This window comes from Cystobacter fuscus, assembly GCF_002305875.1.
GTDB classification, from domain to species: domain Bacteria; phylum Myxococcota; class Myxococcia; order Myxococcales; family Myxococcaceae; genus Cystobacter; species Cystobacter fuscus_A.
On sequence record NZ_CP022098.1, the window covers coordinates 8,957,064 to 8,975,866 of the forward strand.

The 18,803-nt window shown below is 69.5% G+C and carries 14 protein-coding genes; 4 read left to right on the top strand and 10 right to left on the bottom strand.

The features are described 5' to 3' along the window. Positions 1 to 61: 61 nt before the first annotated feature. From CYFUS_RS36180 to CYFUS_RS36190, 3 genes are read right to left on the bottom strand one after another with little or no spacing between them, the layout of a single operon-like run. Entirely contained in the window at positions 62 to 1,099 is a 1,038-nt protein-coding gene (locus CYFUS_RS36180) for an ABC transporter permease (protein ID WP_095989359.1), read from the bottom strand. Then, a complete protein-coding gene (locus CYFUS_RS36185; RefSeq protein ID WP_095989360.1) occupies positions 1,080 to 2,567 on the bottom strand; it encodes a sugar ABC transporter ATP-binding protein in 1,488 nt (495 codons plus the stop codon). The genes CYFUS_RS36180 and CYFUS_RS36185 overlap by 20 nt, the downstream gene beginning before the upstream one ends. Continuing rightward, positions 2,564 to 3,766, bottom strand: a complete 1,203-nt coding sequence (locus CYFUS_RS36190) for an ROK family transcriptional regulator (RefSeq protein WP_095989361.1) — start codon at positions 3,764 to 3,766, stop codon at positions 2,564 to 2,566. Before CYFUS_RS36190 ends, CYFUS_RS36185 begins: the two co-directional genes overlap by 4 nt. A gap of 235 nt (positions 3,767 to 4,001) precedes the next feature. Here CYFUS_RS36190 and CYFUS_RS36195 point away from each other — a divergent pair, with 235 nt between their 5' ends. Next, positions 4,002 to 5,333, top strand: coding sequence for a replication-associated recombination protein A (locus CYFUS_RS36195; protein ID WP_095989362.1), 1,332 nt, complete (start codon positions 4,002 to 4,004; stop codon positions 5,331 to 5,333). Positions 5,334 to 5,348: 15 nt separating this feature from the next. Here the strand turns inward: CYFUS_RS36195 and CYFUS_RS36200 are convergent, their stop codons facing one another. The 3 genes from CYFUS_RS36200 to CYFUS_RS36210 form a co-directional block, all read right to left on the bottom strand. Then, complete coding sequence (locus CYFUS_RS36200; RefSeq protein WP_095989363.1) at positions 5,349 to 6,821, bottom strand: sigma-54-dependent transcriptional regulator; 1,473 nt, start codon at positions 6,819 to 6,821, stop codon at positions 5,349 to 5,351. Next, positions 6,818 to 8,395: an ATP-binding protein gene (locus CYFUS_RS36205; protein WP_095992442.1), complete on the bottom strand. Its 1,578-nt coding sequence runs from the start codon at positions 8,393 to 8,395 to the stop codon at positions 6,818 to 6,820. The genes CYFUS_RS36200 and CYFUS_RS36205 overlap by 4 nt, the downstream gene beginning before the upstream one ends. A gap of 195 nt (positions 8,396 to 8,590) precedes the next feature. After that, positions 8,591 to 9,508, bottom strand: a complete 918-nt coding sequence (locus CYFUS_RS36210; RefSeq protein ID WP_332468444.1) for a diguanylate cyclase — start codon at positions 9,506 to 9,508, stop codon at positions 8,591 to 8,593. A gap of 175 nt (positions 9,509 to 9,683) precedes the next feature. Between CYFUS_RS36210 and CYFUS_RS36215 the strand changes: the two genes are divergently transcribed. Both CYFUS_RS36215 and CYFUS_RS36220 read left to right on the top strand, forming a co-directional pair. Continuing rightward, a complete protein-coding gene (locus tag CYFUS_RS36215) occupies positions 9,684 to 10,478 on the top strand; it encodes a glycosyltransferase family 2 protein (RefSeq protein WP_095989365.1) in 795 nt (264 codons plus the stop codon). A gap of 6 nt (positions 10,479 to 10,484) precedes the next feature. Then, a complete protein-coding gene (locus CYFUS_RS36220; protein ID WP_095989366.1) occupies positions 10,485 to 11,333 on the top strand; it encodes a carbohydrate deacetylase in 849 nt (282 codons plus the stop codon). Here CYFUS_RS36220 and CYFUS_RS36225 read toward each other — a convergent pair. Together CYFUS_RS36225 and CYFUS_RS36230 are read right to left on the bottom strand one after the other, a co-directional pair. Beyond that, positions 11,306 to 11,974 (bottom strand): class I SAM-dependent methyltransferase, encoded by a 669-nt coding sequence (locus CYFUS_RS36225; protein WP_095989367.1) that lies wholly within the window; start codon positions 11,972 to 11,974, stop codon positions 11,306 to 11,308. The two genes, CYFUS_RS36220 and CYFUS_RS36225, sit on opposite strands and share 28 nt — an antisense overlap. Beyond that, positions 11,971 to 13,095 carry a mannosyltransferase family protein gene (locus CYFUS_RS36230; protein ID WP_095992443.1) on the bottom strand — a complete coding sequence of 375 codons (1,125 nt, stop codon included), beginning with the start codon at positions 13,093 to 13,095 and terminating at the stop codon, positions 11,971 to 11,973. Before CYFUS_RS36230 ends, CYFUS_RS36225 begins: the two co-directional genes overlap by 4 nt. 122 nt (positions 13,096 to 13,217) lie before the next feature. On the opposite strand from CYFUS_RS36230, the gene CYFUS_RS36235 reads away from it, so the two are divergent. After that, entirely contained in the window at positions 13,218 to 15,134 is a 1,917-nt protein-coding gene (locus tag CYFUS_RS36235) for a CocE/NonD family hydrolase (protein WP_095989368.1), read from the top strand. A 61-nt stretch (positions 15,135 to 15,195) separates the two neighbouring features. Here the strand turns inward: CYFUS_RS36235 and fadJ are convergent, their stop codons facing one another. Together fadJ and fadI are read right to left on the bottom strand one after the other, a co-directional pair. Further along, a complete protein-coding gene (gene fadJ / locus CYFUS_RS36240) occupies positions 15,196 to 17,436 on the bottom strand; it encodes a fatty acid oxidation complex subunit alpha FadJ (RefSeq protein ID WP_095989369.1) in 2,241 nt (746 codons plus the stop codon). After that, positions 17,436 to 18,737: an acetyl-CoA C-acyltransferase FadI gene (fadI, locus tag CYFUS_RS36245; RefSeq protein ID WP_095989370.1), complete on the bottom strand. Its 1,302-nt coding sequence runs from the start codon at positions 18,735 to 18,737 to the stop codon at positions 17,436 to 17,438. Before fadI ends, fadJ begins: the two co-directional genes overlap by 1 nt. Positions 18,738 to 18,803 lie beyond the last annotated feature (66 nt).

Sequence of the window (18,803 nt, forward strand, 5' to 3'; positions counted from 1 at the left end):
TGGTGGGGTAAGGGAGAACGACAGGGCAGCACGCGGCTGCCGGACGGCACCGCTCACTTCGTCACGAGGCTCCTTTGCGTCGGCGCTGCATGAACGCCACGCCGATGATCACGAAGCCCTGAACCGCCGAGTTCAGATACACGCTGATGACGCTGGTGAGGTTGAGGATGTTGCTGATGACGGACAGCAGGACCGCGCCCACGACGGTGCCGGTGATGGTGCCCGAGCCACCCTTGAGCGCGGTGCCCCCGACGATCACCGCCGCGATCGCCTCCAGCTCCCACAACAGGCCGGTGGTGGGCGAGGAGGAGCCGAGGCGCGGCACGTACAGGACGGTGGCGATGCCCACGCAGACGCCGAGCAGCACGTAGGTGAGCACCTTGATACGGTTGACGTCCACGGCGGCGTAGCGCGCCACCTGCTCGTTGGAGCCGATGGCCTGCACGTAGCGGCCGTAGGCCGTGCGGTTGAGGATGAGCCCGCCCCCGAGCGCGACCGCGAGGAACACCCAGACGGGAACCGGCAGGAGGAAGCTGGCGTAGTAGACGGGGCCGTAGGCATCGGACAGGTCCGAATCCAGGGTGATGGCACCGCCGTCGGCGAAGTACGTGAGGTACGCCCGGAAGATGCCGAGCGTGCCGAGCGTCACGATGAACGGCTCGATGCCTCCCCGGGCGATCAACAGGCCGTGCACGAGGCCGAACAGCGCGCCCAACAGCAGCGCGAACCCGATGCCGAGTGCGATCACGGACGTGGGTGATGAGAGTGACGGGGCCAGGCGGTTCATCAGGAGGATCATCACGCCGGCGATGAGCGCGGCCATCGAGCCCACCGAGAGATCGATGCCTCCGGAGATGATGACGAAGCACATGCCCACCGCGATGATGCCGATGAAGGCGGTGCGCGTGAGCACGTTCATCACGTTGTCGAGCGTGGCGAAGTCGCCGTTGAGCGCGGTGCCGGCGATGCACAGCACGATGAGCCCGAGCAGCGGGCCGAAGCCATGCAGGAGGGCGCGGACACGGTGCAGCGGCGTCCCGTCCGAGGCCCCCAGGGCGGTGGCCCCTGGCCGAAGGGAGTCAGTGGGTTCCGGTGGCATGGGCGATGAGCTCCTCTTCGGTCAGTTGGTCGGCCTCGAGCGTGGTGCGGAGCTGGCCGCCGCGCATCACCGCCACGCGGTGGCACAGTCCGATCAGCTCCATCAGCTCGGAGGAGATGACGATCACGGCCCGGCCCTCGCGGGCCAGCGCCTCGATCAGGAAGTAGATGTCGCGCTTGGCGCCCACGTCGACGCCGCGCGTGGGCTCGTCGAGCACCACCACCTTGGGGTCGGGGTGCAGCACCTTGGCGAGCGCGAGCTTCTGTTGGTTGCCGCCGGACAGGGCCGAGGCGCGGTTGTCCAGCGAGCCCGTGCGGATGCCGAAGCGCTTCACGGCGTCCTCGAGCGCCCGGCGCTCGGCGTCGGGCCGTAGCCAGGGCGTGGCGTAGCGCGAGAGCGCCATCATGGTCAGGTTCTCGCGCAGGCCGAAGTGCACGTGCAGGCCCTTCCCCTTGCGATCCTCGCTGAGGTACGTGAGCCCGTCCCCGGCGGCATCCCGGGGGTTGCGCCAGTGGGCGCGGCGGCCATCGAGCTCGACACGCTCCACCTCGCGCGGCCGCAAGCCGAGGAGTCCCTCGAACAGCTCGGTGCGGCCGGCGCCGACCAGTCCCGCGAAGCCGAGGATTTCTCCGGGACGCACGTCGAAGCTCACGTCCCGGGCCCACCCCGGCACCGTCAGTCCCCGCACGCTCAGCCGGGGCGGAACGTCCGCGGGCGGGGGCGCCTTGGGCGGGTAGAGATCCGAGGCCTCGCGGCCGACCATGAGGCTGGCCATCTGGTGGCGCGTCACGTCGCGCGTCGCCGAGCGGGCGACGAAACGGCCATCCCGCATCACCACCACCTCATCCGTGATGCGCTCCACCTCGTCCAGCTTGTGCGAGATGTAGAGCAGCGAGACGCCATCGGCCTTGAGCTGGGCGATCAACGCGAACAGGCGCTCGGTCTCGCCCGGCGTCAGCGTGGCCGTGGGCTCGTCCATGATGAGCAGCCGCGCCTTGCGCGCCAGCGCCTTGGCGATCTCCACCAGTTGTTTCTCCGCGACGATCAACTGGCGCACCGGCGTCTCGGGAGAGGCCCGCAGCCCCACCTGCTCCAGCACGCGCGCGGACTCGCGATTCATCGCCGCGTCGTCCAACAACCAGCCGCGCTTCTTCTCGTGACCGAGGAAGATGTTCTGCGCGATCGTCAGGTCCTCGGCGAGGTTGAACTCCTGGTGGATCAACACGATGCCCCGGGCCTCGGCCTCGCGGGAGCCGGAGAAGTGGACCGCCTCGCCATTGACGAGCACCTCGCCCGAGGTGGCCGACTCGTAGCCGGAGAGGATCTTCATCAGCGTGGACTTGCCCGCGCCGTTCTCGCCCAGCAGGCCGATGACCCGGCCCGGCGGCAGCGCGAAGCTCACGCCGTGCAGCACCCGCACCGGGCCGAAGGCTTTCACGACGTCACGGAACTCGATGGCGAGACTCATCGCGCCGCTCCCTTCATGCGCAGGGTCTCCTGCATGGCCAGCACCGCGGCGCCAATGAGTCCCGACTGCTCCCCGAGGGGAGAGAGCTGGATCTCGAGCTGGCGCGTGGAGAGCGCCAGCGAGCGCTGGTAGATGCTCTGCCGCAGCGACGCGAGGAACAGCGGGCCGATGCGCATCATCGAGCCACCGAAGAAGATGTGTGACGGGTTGAAGAAGTTCACGGCCGACGCGAGCATCTGTCCGATGAGCCCGCCCGCGCGTTGCACGATGGCGTTGGCCGCCGCGTCCCCCGCGCGGCTGGCGCGGGCCACGTCCTCGGGGCGGATGGTGCCGGTGGCCGCCAGGGTCTCCGCGAGCAACGCGCTCTCGCCCGCCTCCACCGCCGCGCGCGCCATGCGGGCGATCGCCGGCCCCGCCGCCATCGCCTCCACGCAGCCCAGGTTGCCGCAGTGGCAGCGCGGACCGGACGGGTCCACGCAGATGTGGCCAACATCTCCCGCCGAGCCGGTGGCGCCCCGGTACACCTGGCCCTGGCACACGATGCCGCAGCCGATGCCGGTGCCCACCTTGATGACCAGGAAGTCGTGCAGCGAGCGCTGCAGCCGCCACAGCTCCCCGAGCGCCATGATGTTGACGTCGTTGTCCACGAAGAGGGGCGCGGCGAAGTCGGCCTTCATGTCGTCGCGGATGGAGAAGCCATCCCACTCGGGCATCAGCGGCGGGTTGACGAGCTGACCGGACTCGAAGTTGACGGGGCCCGGCACGCCCATGCCGATGCCGATGACGTCGTGGGCCGAGCGGCCGGCCTGATCCAGCAACTGACGCAACAAGGCTCGCACGCGCGCGAGGACGAACTCGGGGCCCTTGCGCACGTCCGCGGATTCCACGTGCCGCGCCAGCACCTCCAGGTCCGGCGTCAGCACGCCCACGCGCAGGCCGGTCGCGCCGAGATCCGCCGCCAGCAGCACGCCCAGCCCTCGATGAAGTCGCAGCGTCTCGGCCCGGCGGCCACCGGAGGAGGCCTGCAACCCGTTCTCCTCCAGCAGCCCCCGCTCCAGCAGACCCGCCACCACCGCGTTGGCTCGCGTCTTGGAGAAGGCCGAGCGCCGGGCGAGCGCGTCGCGAGACAGGCCGCTGGACCAGAACACCGTGTCCAGCAGGGCGAGCTCTCCAGGAGATAGGCCGTTCCAGCGGCTCAAGTCGGGTCTCCGCGAGGGGGTGACAGGCGTTGCGAGAAAGCCGAAGTCCAAACTACCGAAGCGGACTTTGGCCCGACAACACAGAACTTCGACCCGAATCGGGTCGACCCCTATTCACCCTGTACGGAATCGATTCACTGAACGAAAGGAGGAGCACCCGCCGAAGGACGGCCTGGCGGTCGCGGCGGGGCGACGGCGCCGTGCCAGGGTCGGAGGGGGACAACAGTATTCCCCCATGGATCTCTTCGATCACGCCAGCCGCAAGGACGAGGCCACCCTGGCGCCCCTCGCCGAGCGGATGCGCCCCACCCGTCTGGAGGAGTTCGTCGGCCAGGAGCACCTGACGGGCGAAGGCCGTTTCCTGCGCCGGGCCATCCAGCAGGATCAGGTGCCGTCGATCATCCTCTGGGGCCCACCGGGGACGGGCAAGACGACGCTCGCCCACCTCATCGCCCACTCCACCGGCGCCGCCTTCGAGTCGCTCTCCGCGGTGCTCTCCGGCGTGAAGGAGATCCGCGAGACGGTGGCGCGAGCACAGGAGCGCTGGAAGATGCGCCGCCAGCGCACCCTGCTCTTCGTGGACGAGATCCACCGCTTCAACAAGGGGCAGCAGGACGCGCTCCTGCCGCACGTGGAGAAGGGGACCGTCACGCTCATCGGGGCCACCACGGAGAACCCCTCCTTCGAGTTGAACGCGGCGCTCCTGTCGCGCGCGCGCGTCGTCACCCTGCGAGGGCTGGAGGAAGAGGAGCTCGTGGCGCTCTTGCGCCGGGCGGTGGAGTCGCCCAGGGGCCTCGCGGGCAAGGTGCGGGTGGACGACGAGGCCCTCACCTTCCTCGTGCAGGCGTCGGGAGGCGATGCGCGCAAGGCGCTCACGGCGCTGGAGGCCGCGGCCGCGCATGGGGGAGGCCGGGTGGACAAGGCCATCGCCGAGGAGGCCCTGCAACACAAGGCACTGCTCTACGACAAGGCGGGCGAGGAGCACTACAACGTCGTGAGCGCCTTCATCAAATCCATGCGGGGCTCGGACGTGGACGCCGCGCTCTACTGGATGACGCGCATGCTGGAGGCGGGAGAGGATCCGGTCTTCATCTTCCGGCGCATGGTCATCTTCGCCTCGGAGGACGTGGGCAACGCGGACCCGCGCGCGCTCGGAGTGGCGGTGGACGCGCTGCGCGCCTTCGAGCTGGTGGGCCTGCCCGAGGGCACCCTGCCCCTCACCCAGGCGGTGACGTACCTGGCGCTCGCGCCCAAGTCCAACGCGGTCATCTCCGCGTACGCCGCGGTGCGCGCCGCCGTCACGGAAGGAGGCGCGCTGCCGGTGCCCGCGCACCTGCGCAACGCACCCACGAAGCTGATGAAGTCACTGGGCTACGGCGCGGGCTACAAGTACCCGCACAACTTCGAGGGCAACTACGTCCCGGAGGACTACCTGCCCTCGGCGCTCAAGGGTCGGCGCTTCTACACGCCCACGCGCAACGGCTTCGAGCGGGAGCTGGCCGAGCGCTACGAGGAGCTCCAACGTCAACTGGAGGGCCGCACGCGCGAGCCGGGCGAGGAGGGCTGAGCGGCCCCCCCACCATCAGGACGCGGCGTCGAGGGTATCGTCGTCGTCGTCGTCCTTGGAGCGCTTCATGGTGCGGCCGGCCACCTCGTACTGCTTGAGCAGGCGGCGGAAGTTGGAGCGATCCACCCCGGCGGCGCGCGCGGCGCTGGAGACGTTGTGGGTGTGCTTCTCCAGGAGCGCGGTGAGGTAGCGCCGCTCGAAGGCGCGCATGGCCAGGCGCTTGGCCTGGGCGTAGGGCAGGTGCGCGAGGCTGAACACCTCCACCTGGGCACCGGCCTGGGGCGCATCCTGGAAGCCCGGCGGCAGGTCATCCGTGTCCAGCACCTCCTTGGAGGTGAGCACCACGGCGCGCTCGATGACGTTCTCCAGCTCGCGCACGTTGCCCGTCCACCGGTTGCAGGTGAGGGCCTCCAGGGCACGCGGCGTGAAGCCCGTGACGCGCTTGCCCACCTTGGCCGTGTACACCTTGAGGAAGTGGTGGGTGAGCAGCGGCACGTCCTCGGGACGCTCGCGCAGGGGCGGCAGATCGATGGTGATGACGTTGAGCCGGTAGAACAGGTCCTCGCGGAACTTGCCCTGCTCCTTGGCACGGCTGAGGTCCACGTGCGTGGCGGCGATGACGCGCACGTCCACCTTCACCGGCTCGTTGGCGCCCACGCGCTTGACCTCACCCTCCTGCAGCACGCGCAACAGGCGCACCTGGGTGGCGGGGGGCACGTCGCCAATCTCGTCGAGGAAGATGGTGCCGCCGTCGGCCGCCTCGAACAGGCCCTTCTTGTTGGAGGTGGCGCCGGTGAAGCTGCCCTTCACGTGGCCGAACAGCTCGCTCTCCAGGAGGGTGTCCGTGAGGGCCGAGCAGTTGACCGCCACGAAGGGCTTGTCCTTGCGCGCGCTGCGGTAGTGGATGGCGCGCGCCACGAGCTCCTTGCCCGTGCCGCTCTCGCCCTGGATGAGCACCGTGGCGGTGGAGTGGCTCACCGTCTCCACCAGCTTGAACACGGCGCGCATCTGCGCGGACTGGCCGATGAGCTCCTCGAACTGGTTGCGCGCGCTGAGCGCCTCCTCGAGCGCGCGGGCCCGGTCCCTGAGCGACTTGCGCTCGGCGGCCTTGGCCACCGTCATGCTCACTTCGTCGATGTTCTCGAAGGGCTTGGTCAGGTAGTCGTAGGCGCCGGCCTTCACCGCCTCCACGGCCGTCTCCACCGTGGCGAAGGCGGTCATCATGATGACCTCCACGTCCGGCCGCACCGCCTTGATGCCGCGCAAGAGGTCCATGCCCGACAGGTTGGGCATCTTGATGTCCAGCACGGCCACGTCGATGGACGGGTCCTTCGCGGCCGTCAGTCCCTCGACGGCGTCGTCGATGGAGACGACCTGATAGCCCTCGCGCACGAGGATGGAGGTGACGGCCTTGAGGACGATGGGATCGTCGTCCACGACCAGGATCTTGGCGCGTTTGGGTGCGGGAACAGACGGGGGAGGACTCACGGCGACCTCTCGAGCTGCAACGGAATGGGGATGTAGACGGTGAAGCGAGAACCCTCACCCATCTGGGTATCGACCTTGAAGACGCCGCCGTGGTCCTCGACGATACGGTAGGCGATCGACAAGCCCAGGCCCGTTCCCTGACCCGGAGGCTTCGTGGTGAAGGACGGCTCGAAGATGCGCGCGAGGTAGCGCTCCTCGATGCCACAGCCCGTGTCGGCGACGCGGAAGAAGCAGCGATCCTCTTCCCTGCCCGTCTCCAGCGTCAGCATGCCGCCGGTGGATGGGAGCGCGTGCAGGCCATTCTGCAGCAGGTTGAGCATCACCTGCGACAGCTGGCCCGGGTCTCCGAACAGCTCGGGCAGTTGCGGCTCCAGGCGCAGATCCAACCGCACCTTGGGGTAGGACTTGAGCTGGGCCCCGAAGAGCACCGCCGAGTCCTCCGCGCACTTGTTGAGCTGGAACGTGCGCCGATCATCCGTGCGGCTGTGACGGCTGAACTTCAGGAGGCTCTCCACGATGCGCTTGCAGCGCAGCGCGCTCTCCTCGATGAGGCCCAGCGACTCGAGGTCCTCATTGCTGCGGCCCTCGTCGCGCTTCATCAACTGCGCGAAGGCGAGGATGCCGCCCAGCGGATTGTTGATTTCATGCGCCACGCCGCCGGCGAGCTGCCCCACCGCCGCCATCTTCTCCGTCTCGATGAAGCGGCGAGTCATCTCGCGCTCGTCGGTGATGTCCCGGTAGGAGCACACCGCGCGCCCCTCGCCCGTGAGCGGGTAGGCGGCCATGGCGTAGATGCGGCCACGGGGGCGGATCTCCGCGCGCGTGCCGCGATTGGTCTCCAGCGCCTCGTGCAGGGGACAGCCCGGGCAGGGCGAGTCGCGATCGAACAGCAGCTTGTGGCACAGCTGCTCGGCGCCCTCCTCGCTCAGCGGCTCCTTGAGCCTGTCCCCCGCCAGCTCCGTGTAGGCGCGGTTGGCGCGGCGCACCCCGTAGTCCGCGCGCACCACGGCCAGCGGCGTGTCCATGGAGTCGAACGCCAGCTCCCACTCGCGCTTGGCCTGGCTGAGCAGGTGCGTGCGCAGCGTCACGCGCGTCTCCAGCTCCGCGTTGAGCCGCCGCAGCTCCTCGTTCTGCTGCTGCGTCACGCGCAACAGCCGCTCGTTCTCCGCCTGCAGCGCGTACTGCTCGAAGGCGCTCTTGACCGTGAGCACCAGGTGACTGTCGTTCCACGGCTTGGAGATGAAGCGGAAGATCTCCGAGCGGTTGATGGCCTCCTCGATGGCCTGTTGATCCGCCTGTCCGGTGAGCATGATGCGCTGGGCGCGCGGAACCTGCGCCTTCACGCGGCTGAGGAACTCCACGCCATTCATGCCCGGCATGCGGAAGTCAGAAATGACCACCTCGGGCGTGAAGCGCTCGAGGGCCTTGAGTCCCTCCTCCGCGTCCGACGCCGTCTCGATCTGCCAGTCACCGCGCCGGAGAACACGCCGGATGGACTTCAGGATGTACTCCTCGTCGTCCACCAGCAGCAACCGACCGCGTGGCACCGCTCCCTGTGTCTGCGCCAGTTCCAGTGGCAACCTCGTCCCGAATCCGAACCCCGAGCGTTTGCAATGACGCTGCCAACATCCATTATCTCGCAAACCGCCCTGATACCGGGTGCTTCAACACCCGGGGCCCCTGACCACCCTGGGTATAATCCTACCCCGACTTATGAATCGGGTCAATGGGGACCCACCCCTTTTGACCCATCCGAGGGGGCAAGGGGACTAGGGGGAGGCGGGCCGTTCGGGGGATGACGAGAGGGCCGAGTGGACGCAGATGCGGTTACGGCCCTCGTGTTTGGCGCGGTAGAGGGACTCGTCGGCGGAGCGCACCAGCTGCTCGGCGTTGCCCACGGCGTGGTGGGGGAAGGAGGCGACGCCCACCGAGGCGGTGACGCGCAGGGTGCGCTCCGGGCCGGTGTGCAGCACGCCCAGCTCCCGCCAGACGCGCTCGGCCACGGTGAGCGCGCCGGCCAGGGGCGTGCGCGGCAGGAGGATGGCGAACTCCTCGCCTCCGTAGCGCGCCAGCAAGTCCGTCTCGCGCACGTTGCGCTGGAGCGAGGCCGCCACGTCGCGCAGCACGACGTCGCCCACCTGGTGGCCATGGTCGTCGTTGAAGCGCTTGAAGTGGTCCAGGTCGATGAGGATGAGCGAGAGCGGATCGTCGTAGCGCTGGGCGCGCCGGAACTCCTCGCGCAGCCGGTCCTGGAAGTAGCGGTGGTTGTGCACCTGGGTGAGCCCGTCGGTGATGGACAGGCGCTCGAGCGCGGTCACGCGCGTGAGCAGCGCGTCCATCCGTTGCCGCTCCTGCAGGCAGCGCTCCACCCGGACCGACAGCTCCTCGGGATCCACGGGCGTGCGCACCACCTCGGCGCCCAGGCGCAGCACCGCCACCACGGCCGCGCGCTCCTCGGCGGGGATGAGCGCGATGATGGACGGACGCTGCCCATCGTCGTCCCGGGCCATCAGGTGCTGCAGGAGGGCGCGCGCGGGCCCACCGGCCGGCCCGAGCACGAGCAGCACCAGACGGGCCTCGTCGATGAGGCGTTGGGCCTCCGCGCCAGCGGAGACCAACCGGATGGAGAAACCGTCCTGCTCCAGCGCACCCGCGAGTTGTGCTTGCCGAGCGGGCTGTTCGTCCACCAACAGTATGAGGCGCCTGTCTCCCACATCACCCCTCGAAACCTGCCAAAGCCGTGACGCTAGCACGTCCGTACGTCACTCCGCGACCGTTGGATTGCACTCGGCCAGGGATGTTTGATAGCAGCCGCCTCCCCCGCCATCCGCTCATCGGGGTGCACCGCCGAGGTCTTCCATCGTGGCTCCTTCTCCCAGCATCAGCCTCTTCTTTCCCGCCTGGAACGAGGAGGATTACGTCGAGCGCTCGGTCATGCGCGCCCTGGAAGTGCTTCCACGGCTGACCGATGATTTCGAAATCATCGTCGTCAACGACGCGTCCACGGATCGGACCCAGGAGATTTGCGAGCAGCTCGCCGCGCGCATTCCCCAGTTCCGCTTCATCACGCACCCGGTCAACCTCAAGCTCGGCGGCGCCATGCGCACCGGCCTGTCCGCGTCCACCAAGGACATCGTGGTGTACTCGGACATCGATCTGCCCTTCGATCTCAACGAGCTGGAGCGGGCGCTGCGCCTGATGAAGTACCTCGAGGCGGACATGCTCTGCGCCTTCCGCTTCGATCGCACGAGCGAGGGCCCCAAGCGCATCGTCTACTCGTTCGCCTACAACCTGCTCATCCGCACGCTCTTCGGCGTCCATGTGAAGGACATCAACTTCAGCTTCAAGGTGATGCATCGCAAGGTCCTGGAGTCGGTGGAGCTCAACAGTCTGGGCTCCTTCATCGACGCGGAGCTGGTGGTGAAGGCAATCCATCAAGGGTTCAGGGTATTCCAGATGGGCGTGGATTATTTCCCGCGCACGCGCGGCATCTCCACGCTGTCCTCGCCCACGGTCATCCTGAAGATGGTGCGCGAGCTGGCGCGGCTGTACCCGGAGACGCGCTGGCCCAGGGCGGCCCAACGCCCGGTGCGGCTGCCCCCCACGGTGGCCTCGCTGCACGGCCCGGCGCGCGAGAAGGCGCGCGGCCACGGATAGGCCCCGGTGAAGCACGCGCCCACACGCCTCGTCGTCAACGCGGACGACCTCGGGCTGCACCCCTCCCTGGACGCGGGCATCCTGCGCGCCCACCGCGAGGGCATCGTCACCAGCGCCACCGTGCTCGTCATGGGCCCCAGCGCCCCCGAGGCGGTGCGCCAGGCGCGAGCCCAGGGACTCGCCCTGGGGGTCCACCTCGCCGTGTGCACCCGGCTTCCCCCCGTCTCGCCGCCCGCACGCGTCCCCACGCTCGCGCCCGGCGGTCGTCTGCGCGCGGGCTGGGCGGACTTCGCGCGCGCGTGGCTCACCGCACGGGTGCGCCGCGAGGAGCTGGAGCTCGAGCTGGCCGCGCAGCTCGCGCGGGCCCGGGAGCTGGGCGCCGAGGTGGATCACCTCGACATGCACCAGCACCTGCACCTGCTGCCCGGGGTGCGCCCCGTCGTGGAGGCACTGGCGCGGCGTGAGCGCCTGCCCCTGCGCTGGCCGGACCGGCTGCCCCGCCTCGCGTGGAGACGGGCACCCGGAGCCGCGGTGAAGACGTCGTTGCTCACGCTGCTGGCCCGGAGCGCGCCCAGGCCCGCGCCGGGCGTGCGGCGGGTGAGCGCGGGCGGCGTCTTCGAGGCGGGCCAGCTCGACGAGGCCGCCCTCCTGTCGCTGCTCGAGGCCCTGCCCCCCGGAGACTTCGAGCTGGGGTGCCACCCGGGCGAGGGCCGCCCCCATGTGCCGGAAGATCCCCTGTGGACCTATGGCTGGCAGTCCGAGCTGGACGCGCTCACCAGCCCCCGCGTGCGCGCCCGGCTCCAGCGCGCCGGGGTGGAGCTGACCACCTACGGCGCCCTGGCCTCCGCCACGTAGAGGATGTGAGGCGTGGAGTAACCCGCGCCCAGCTCCACCGTCTCGCGCGGATGCAAGCCCACCTCGCGCAGCAGCGCCTCCATCGCGTGCCGCGGCTGGAGCACCAGCGCGCCGCCCGCCTTCGTCCGGCCGAGCACCTTCACCATCACCCACTCCTGCGCGAGGCACTTGCGGTGCTTCCAGGAGCCATCGCCCTCGGCCTCCTTCACCAGCAGCCGTCCCCCCGGGCGCAGCAGCCGCGACGCGTCGCGAAGGAAGTCCGGCCAGCGCTCCAGCGGCAGCAGGTACAGCACGTCACACACCACCACGGCGTCGAACCCGCCCGCCTGTCCGGAGGCCAGCGACTCCACGCTCCCCACCTCGAACACCGTGTTCGGCAGCGTCCCCGGCCCCTGGCGCGCCCACGCGATCTTCCGTGGGTCGGGATCGACCCCATGCACGCGGCGCCGGGAATCGCCCAGGGCCAGCAGCCCGGAGAGCAGGCCATGGCCGCAGCCCACCTCGGCGACACGGCCCCCGGGGGGAACCCGGGCGGCCACGGCCTCCAGGGGAGCCGAGAAGGCCCGGGCGTGCACGTGGAAGCGCTCGCCGGGGGGCAGGAGGGAAAAGAGGGACAGGGTGGGCGTGAGCGGGGCGTTCACGAGATGTAGTGGTCCAGGGCGAAGGCGGCGGTGAGGACGACGAGAGACACCGCGCCCACGGCCCACAGGCCCTGGCGGACGCGAGGATGGTCTCTCAGGAGCAGCGCGAGGGTGACGAAGAGCGGAAAGGCGGACAGGAGGTAGCGTCCCATGCCCATGAAGTCCTTGGTGGCCACGGAGGGAATTCCCACGATGACGGCGCAGAACGCGCCATAGCCCCAGCCCAGCCGCCGGAAGGTGGGAATCACGAGCGCGAGCGCCACGCCCGTCAAGAGCGCGTGCACGACGAGCCGGAGCTTCACCTCGGCGTTGCCCTCGTGGAACACGGCCTTGAACCAGGGCAGCTTCAGCCATGCCTCCCAGCCGGGCTGCTGGCCCCAGCCCACCTGGGCATCGACGAAGGCGAAGGGCAGGCCGAAGCGGCGATCCAGGTAGAGCACGTAGAGGACGAAGCCGAGCGCGGACAGGACGGGCAGCAGATCCACGACGCTCCAGCGCTCGCCCCGCGCGCGCTTCCACTCCCAGCGGCGCACGAGCAGTCCCACCACCACCGCGGGTGCCACCGGCCGGGCGGCCGTGGCGAGCGCGCCCAGGACCACCGCCGGCACCAGGTGCCCCTTCTCCAACGCGAGGAACGCGCCCACCACCAGCAGGATGAAGAGCGCGTCGGAGTACATCACGCCATAGAGGAAGAAGGTGAAGGGGTAGAGGGCGAGCAGCAGCGCGGCATGGAGCGCGGAGGTGTCGTCCACGAGCAGGCGCGCCCAGCGCAGGAAGAGCAGCACCGCGAGCGGGCCGCACAACAGGCTGACGAGCACTCCCGCCTGGTACACGTTGGCGCCGAGCGCCTCCACGGCGCGGATGGCCAGGGGATAGAGCGGGAAGAAGGCCACCGAGCTCTGCTCGCCGGGACGGTAGTCGTAGCCCTGGTCGGCGATCCGCGCGTACCAGCTCGCGTCCCACGCCACCCACCCCATCACCACGTACTCGTCGAGCCGCACCACGGGAGCCTGGGGGTTCTTGTGATGGAAGCGCCAGGCCCCCGCGCCCGCGGCCGCGGCACAGGCGAGGAGCGCGGCCAACACGACGAGGGCCAGGATGCGGGAAGAAGAGCGGAGCATGCGCCGCAAGGCATCGTCCAGAAACGGTTGGGGGTCAAGACGCGCCACCACGCGAATGCCGCACACGACGCTTTCCGACACGCCCCCCGTCACCGACAATGCCGCCTCCCCCAGGAGACAGCATGCACCCCACCCTCCGCCACCTCATGGTGCTCGGACTTCTCGTGCTCACCGGACCGGCGTGGGCCCAGGCCGATGGAGAAGGACCCGAGCGCTTCGAGTACCTCCGCTCGCACTACACCAAGTTCGAGTACCGCATCCCCATGCGCGACGGCACGAGGTTGTTCACCTCCGTCTACGTCCCCAACGACGCGAGTCCGGGCAAGCGCTACCCCGTGCTGCTCGTGCGCACGCCCTACTCCGTCGCGCCCTACGGCGTGGACCGCTATGCCCACCGGCTCGGGCCCACCGCGCAGTACGAGAAGGAGGGCTTCATCTTCGCATTCCAGGACGTGCGCGGGCAGCACATGTCCGAGGGCACGTTCGTCAACATGCGGCCCCACCTGGCCACGAAGAAAGGCCCCAAGGACACCGACGAGAGCACCGACACCTACGACACCATCGAGTGGCTGGTGAAGAACGTGCCGGGCAACAACGGCCGCGTGGGCCAGTGGGGCATCTCCTACCCCGGCTACTACACGTCCGCGGGCGCCATCGACTCGCACCCGGCGCTCAAGGCCATCTCCCCCCAGGCGCCCATCGCCGATTGGTTCTGGGATGACATGCACCGCCACGGCGCCTTCAACCTGGTGCTGGCGTTCAACTTCTTCTCCGGCTTCGGCCTGCCCCGGCCCCAGCCCACCGACAGCGAGGAGTGGAAGCGCTTCGAGCACGGCACCCCCGACGCCTACCAGTTCTTCCTCGAGCTCGGCGCGCTCGGCAACGCGGACACGCGCTACTTCAAGGGCGACGTCGCCTTCTGGAAGGACCTCGCCTCGCACCCCAACTACGACGCCTTCTGGCAGTCGCGCAACCTGCTGCCCCACCTGAAGAACATCAAGGCCGCGGTGCTCGTGGTGGGCGGCTGGTTCGACACCGAGGATCTCTACGGGCCCTTGCGCACCTACGCCGCCATCGAGAAGCAGAACCCGGGCATCTCCAACTCCCTGCTCATGGGCCCGTGGATCCATGGCGGATGGATGCGCACCGAGGGCTCGTCGCTGGGGGACGCGGACTTCGGCTTCTCCACGAGCCCGCTCTACCAGGAGCTGGGCTTCACCTTCTTCAAGCACCACCTCAAGGGCGGTGAGGCCCCCGCCCTGTCCGAGGCCACGCTCTTCGAGACCGGCGCCAACCGCTGGCGGCACTTCGACACCTGGCCACCCAAGGCCGTGCGCGAGCAGCGGCTGTACTTCCAGCCCAGGGGCGCCCTCGCCTTCCAGGCCCCATCCGCCACGGGCGAGTCCTTCGACGAGTACGTGAGCGACCCGGCCAGACCCGTGCCCTACACGCAGGAGATCACCACCGGCTGGGCCAAGAACTACATGGCCGAGGACCAGCGCTTCGCCGCGCGCCGCCCCGACGTGCTCGTCTACCAGACGGCGCCGCTGGAGAAGGATCTCACGTTCGCGGGCCCGCTGGAGGCGGAGCTGTGGGTATCCACCACCGGCACGGACGCGGACTGGGTGGTGAAGCTCATCGACGTCAACCCCGGCAAGCTGCCCGGTGCCGCGCCGGGACGCGACGAGGGCCCGGGAGCGACCGACCGGGGCCACCAACAGACGCTGGTGCGGGGCGAGCCCTTCCGCGGCCGTTTCCGCGAGAGCTACACCCAGCCCAAGGCCTTCACGCCGGGCGAGGTGACGCGGGTGCGATTCACCATCAACGACGTGCTGCACACCTTCAAGCGGGGGCACCGCGTGATGATCCAGGTGCAGTCGAGCTGGTTCCCCTTCATCGACCGCAACCCGCAGACCTTCGTGCCCAACATCTTCGAGGCCAGGGAGGAAGACTTCGTGCGTGCCTTCCACCGCGTCCACCACACGGCACAGCACCCCAGCTCCCTCAAGGTGGGGGTGCTGCCCGCGCTGGACGACTGATCCGTCCCGCGCGAAGCGGGAAGCCCCTCGTGGCGGCCTCCCGCTCCGGCGCCAGCGAGGCTCAGCCCGGGTAGAACTTCCCGCCCGCCTTCACCTTCTCCACGAGGGCCGGCGCGGGCTCGAAGCGCTCGCCGTACTTGTCGTGGTAGTGCTCCAGGCGCCGCAGCAGCTCGGCGGGCCCGAGGCTGTCCGCGTAGCGGAAGGGGCCCCCGAGGAACGCCGGGAAGCCGAGGCCGAAGATGGCCCCCACGTCGCCGTCACGCGCGCTGCGCAGGATGCCCTCGCCCAGGCAGCGCACCGCCTCGTTCACCATCTGCAGGGCGCACCGCTCGGCCATCTCCTGGGCATCCAGGTGCTTGCGCTCGCGGCCATGCGGCAGCAGCTCGTAGACGGAGGTGTCCACCTCCTTCTTCTTGCCGTCGTAGGTGTAGAAGCCCTTCTTGTTCTTGCGGCCGAGCCGTCCGTCCGCCACCACCTTGTCGAACGCCTTGGGCGCCGCGATGCGCTTGCCGAACGCGGCCTCCATGATGGGCGCCACCTTCTGCGCCACGTCGATGCCCACCTCGTCCAGCAGGGTGATGGGACCCACGGGGAAGCCGAACTCCACGAGCGCCCTGTCCAGCTCGGCGATGTCGGCGCCCTCGGCCAGCAGGTACGCGGCCTCGTTCATGTACGGCGCGAGGATGCGCGAGGTGTAGAAACCCGGCCCATCGTTGACGACGATGACCGTCTTGCCCTGCTTCTTGCCGATCTCCACGCACGTGGCCGTCACCCAATCCGCGGTGCCCTTGTGGGTGATGATCTCCAAGAGGGGCATCTTGTGCACCGGGCTGAAGTAGTGCATCCCGATGACCTGCGCGGGCCGGCGCGCGCCCTCGGCCAACTGGGTGATGGGGATGCTCGAGGTGTTGGAGGCGAAGATGCTGTCCTCGCGCGTGACGGCCTCCACCTCGCCGAGGATGCGGCGCTTGAGCGCCAGGTCCTCGAAGACGGCCTCGATGACCACGTCCACGTTCTTGAAGCCGCTGTAGTCGGTGCCGCCGGTGACGAGCGCCATCTTCGCCGCCGACTCGCGCGACGTGAGCGAGCGCCGCTTCACGCGCTCGTCGAAGATGCCCTGCACCTGCTTGAGGGCACGACCCACGCCCGCGTCGTCCTTGTCCTTCACGCGCACCGGCACGCCCTGCAGCGCCGAGCTGACATAGGCGATGCCGCCGCCCATCAGACCGCCACCCAGCACGCCCACCTTCTTCACCGGGCGCGCCTTCACGTCGGCCTTGTCCGTGCCGTTCTCCTTCTTGAGCGCCGTGGTGGCGAAGAAGATCTCCACCAGCCGCTTGGAGACATCCGACACCACCAGCTCCCCGAAGAGCCGGGCCTCGGCCTCCAGACCCGCCGCGCGGCCGGACTCCAGGCCCACCCGGATGGCCTCGAGCGCCTTCTCCGGCGCGGGGAACTTGCCGCGCGTCTTCTTGCGCAGCTGCTTCCTGGCCTGATCGAAGAGCACCTTGCGGCCCAGGGGGTTGTCCTCCAGCGCCACCTCGGTCCACATCTCCTTGTTGGCGAGCCCCAGCAGCAGCGCGCCCAGGCCACCCTTCTTGCCCTGCCGCGCCACCGCCTTGAGCCCCTGCCCGTGCGAGCGCTCCACCTTCAGCGTCCCGTCCACCAGCTCGCGGGCGCGCCGCAACGCCACCTCGCGCAGGATGGGCACGGGCACCACCTCATCCACGATGCCCAGCCGCTTCGCCTTGGAGGGCTTCACCGTCTTGCCCGCGAGGATGAGATCCAACGCGGCCTGCGCGCCGATGAGCGCCGGCAGACGCTGGGTGCCTCCCGCGCCGGGCAGCAGCCCCAGCTGCACCTCGGGCAGTCCGATCGTCGTCTTGGGGCTGTCCGTCGCGACGCGGTAGTGGCACGCGAGCGCCCACTCCAGGCCGCCGCCCAGGCACGCGCCGTGGATGGCCGCCACCACCGGCTTGGGGAAGGCCTCCAGCCGATCGAAGACCCGCTGCCCATCCCGGGACGTGGCGGTGGCCTCCGCGGCCGTCTTGATGGTCTGGAGGAAGTCGATCTTCGCTCCGGCCACGAAGCTGTCCTTCTTGCCGGAGATGAAGACGAGCGCCTTCACCGCGGCGTCCTTCTCCGCCCGGTCGAGCAGCGCCGCGAACGCCGCGCCCGTCTGGGGCGAGAGCGTGTTCACCGGCTCGTCCACCTGGTTGAACACCACGAGGCCGATGTCTCCCTCGAGCTGGAAGGACAGGCCCTGCTTCACCTCGGACTCCTGAGCAACCATGGCACCCATCACGCACGCTCCAGGACCACCGCGGCACCGAGGCCACCGGCGGCGCAGACGGTGCACAGCACCGTGTTCTTGTTCTGACGCTTCAGCTCATGCAGGGCCTGGGTGACGATGCGCGCCCCCGTGGCCCCGAAGGGATGCCCGAGCGACAGCGAGCCGCCCGACAGGTTCAGCCGCGTGCGGTCCACCTCGCCCACCGGCGCGCTCCAGCCGGCCTTCCTGGCGAACTCCTTGGAGGCCAGGGCCTGGATGTTGCTCGCCACCTGGGCGGCGAACGCCTCGTGCATCTCCACGAGATCGATGTCCGCGAGCGTCAGGCCCGCGCGCTTGAGGGCCACCGGCACGGCGTAGGCGGGCCCTTGCAGGAGCTGGTCCCCCGGGTCCGTGGCCGCGAAGGCATGCGAGCGCAGGTAGCCGAGCGGCTCCAGGCCGAGCGCCTTGGCCCGCTCCTCGCTCATCATCAAGAGCACGCCGGCGCCGTCGGTGAGCGGCGAGGAGTTGCCCGCGGTGATGGAGCCGTACTTGCGGTCGAACACGGGCTTGAGCTGGGCGAGCGACTCCAGGCTCGTGTCCGCGCGCACGATGTTGTCCTTGTCCGCCACCTTCTCGTACCTGGGCGGCACCACCACGTGCATGACGTGGGAGTCGAAGAAGCCGTCCTTCCAGGCGCGCGCGGCGTTCTGGTGCGAGGCGAGCGCGATCTGATCCTGCTCGGCGCGCGAGATGCCGTTCTCCTTGGCCATCTTCTCGGCGCTCTCGCCCATGGTCAGGCCGGTGGAGTGCTCGGCGATGGCCGGGGGCACGGGCACCAGGTCTCCCGGCTTGAGCGCCTGGAAGGCCTTGAGCTTGCCGGGCAAGTCGCGCGCCTTGGAGGCGGCCATCAACGCCTGGGCCAGCGGACGGCTGGTGAAGATGGGCGCGTCCGACATGGACTCGGTGCCACCGGCGAGCACCACGTCCGCCTCGCCCAGGGCGATGGCATTGGCCGCCGTGGTCATCGCCTGGATGGACGTGGCGCACGCGCGCGACACCGTGAAGGCGTCGATCTTGCGCGGCAGCCCGGCGGCGATCACCACCTCGCGCGCGATGGACGGCGCGGTGAGCGTGGGGATGACCTGCCCGAACACCACCTGATCGATCTCCTGCGGATCGATCTCCGAGCGCTGCACCAGCTCCTGGACCACGATGCGGCCCAGCTCCAACGCGGTGAGCCTCGCGAAGTCCGTACCCGCCTTCGCGAAGGGCGTCCGCAATCCACGGACGATGGCCACCCTGCGGTGACCGTTTTGCTGCTCGCGTGCCATTGTGTGCCTCACCTTTTCCTGCGGGGTGAGGCGCATCTAATGAGCGGTGGTGCGGCGCGTCAACGG

What these genes read in the sequence shown, in the direction of transcription:
- CYFUS_RS36180 (WP_095989359.1), bottom strand. Translation starts at nt 1,099, where the DNA reads ATGCCACCGGAACCCACTGACTCCCTTCGGCCAGGGGCCACCGCCCTG.
- CYFUS_RS36185 (WP_095989360.1), bottom strand. Translation starts at nt 2,567, where the DNA reads ATGAGTCTCGCCATCGAGTTCCGTGACGTCGTGAAAGCCTTCGGCCCG.
- CYFUS_RS36195 (WP_095989362.1), top strand. Translation starts at nt 4,002, where the DNA reads ATGGATCTCTTCGATCACGCCAGCCGCAAGGACGAGGCCACCCTGGCG.
- CYFUS_RS36230 (WP_095992443.1), bottom strand. Translation starts at nt 13,095, where the DNA reads ATGCTCCGCTCTTCTTCCCGCATCCTGGCCCTCGTCGTGTTGGCCGCG.
- CYFUS_RS36235 (WP_095989368.1), top strand. Translation starts at nt 13,218, where the DNA reads ATGCACCCCACCCTCCGCCACCTCATGGTGCTCGGACTTCTCGTGCTC.
- fadJ (WP_095989369.1), bottom strand. Translation starts at nt 17,436, where the DNA reads ATGGGTGCCATGGTTGCTCAGGAGTCCGAGGTGAAGCAGGGCCTGTCC.
- fadI (WP_095989370.1), bottom strand. Translation starts at nt 18,737, where the DNA reads ATGGCACGCGAGCAGCAAAACGGTCACCGCAGGGTGGCCATCGTCCGT.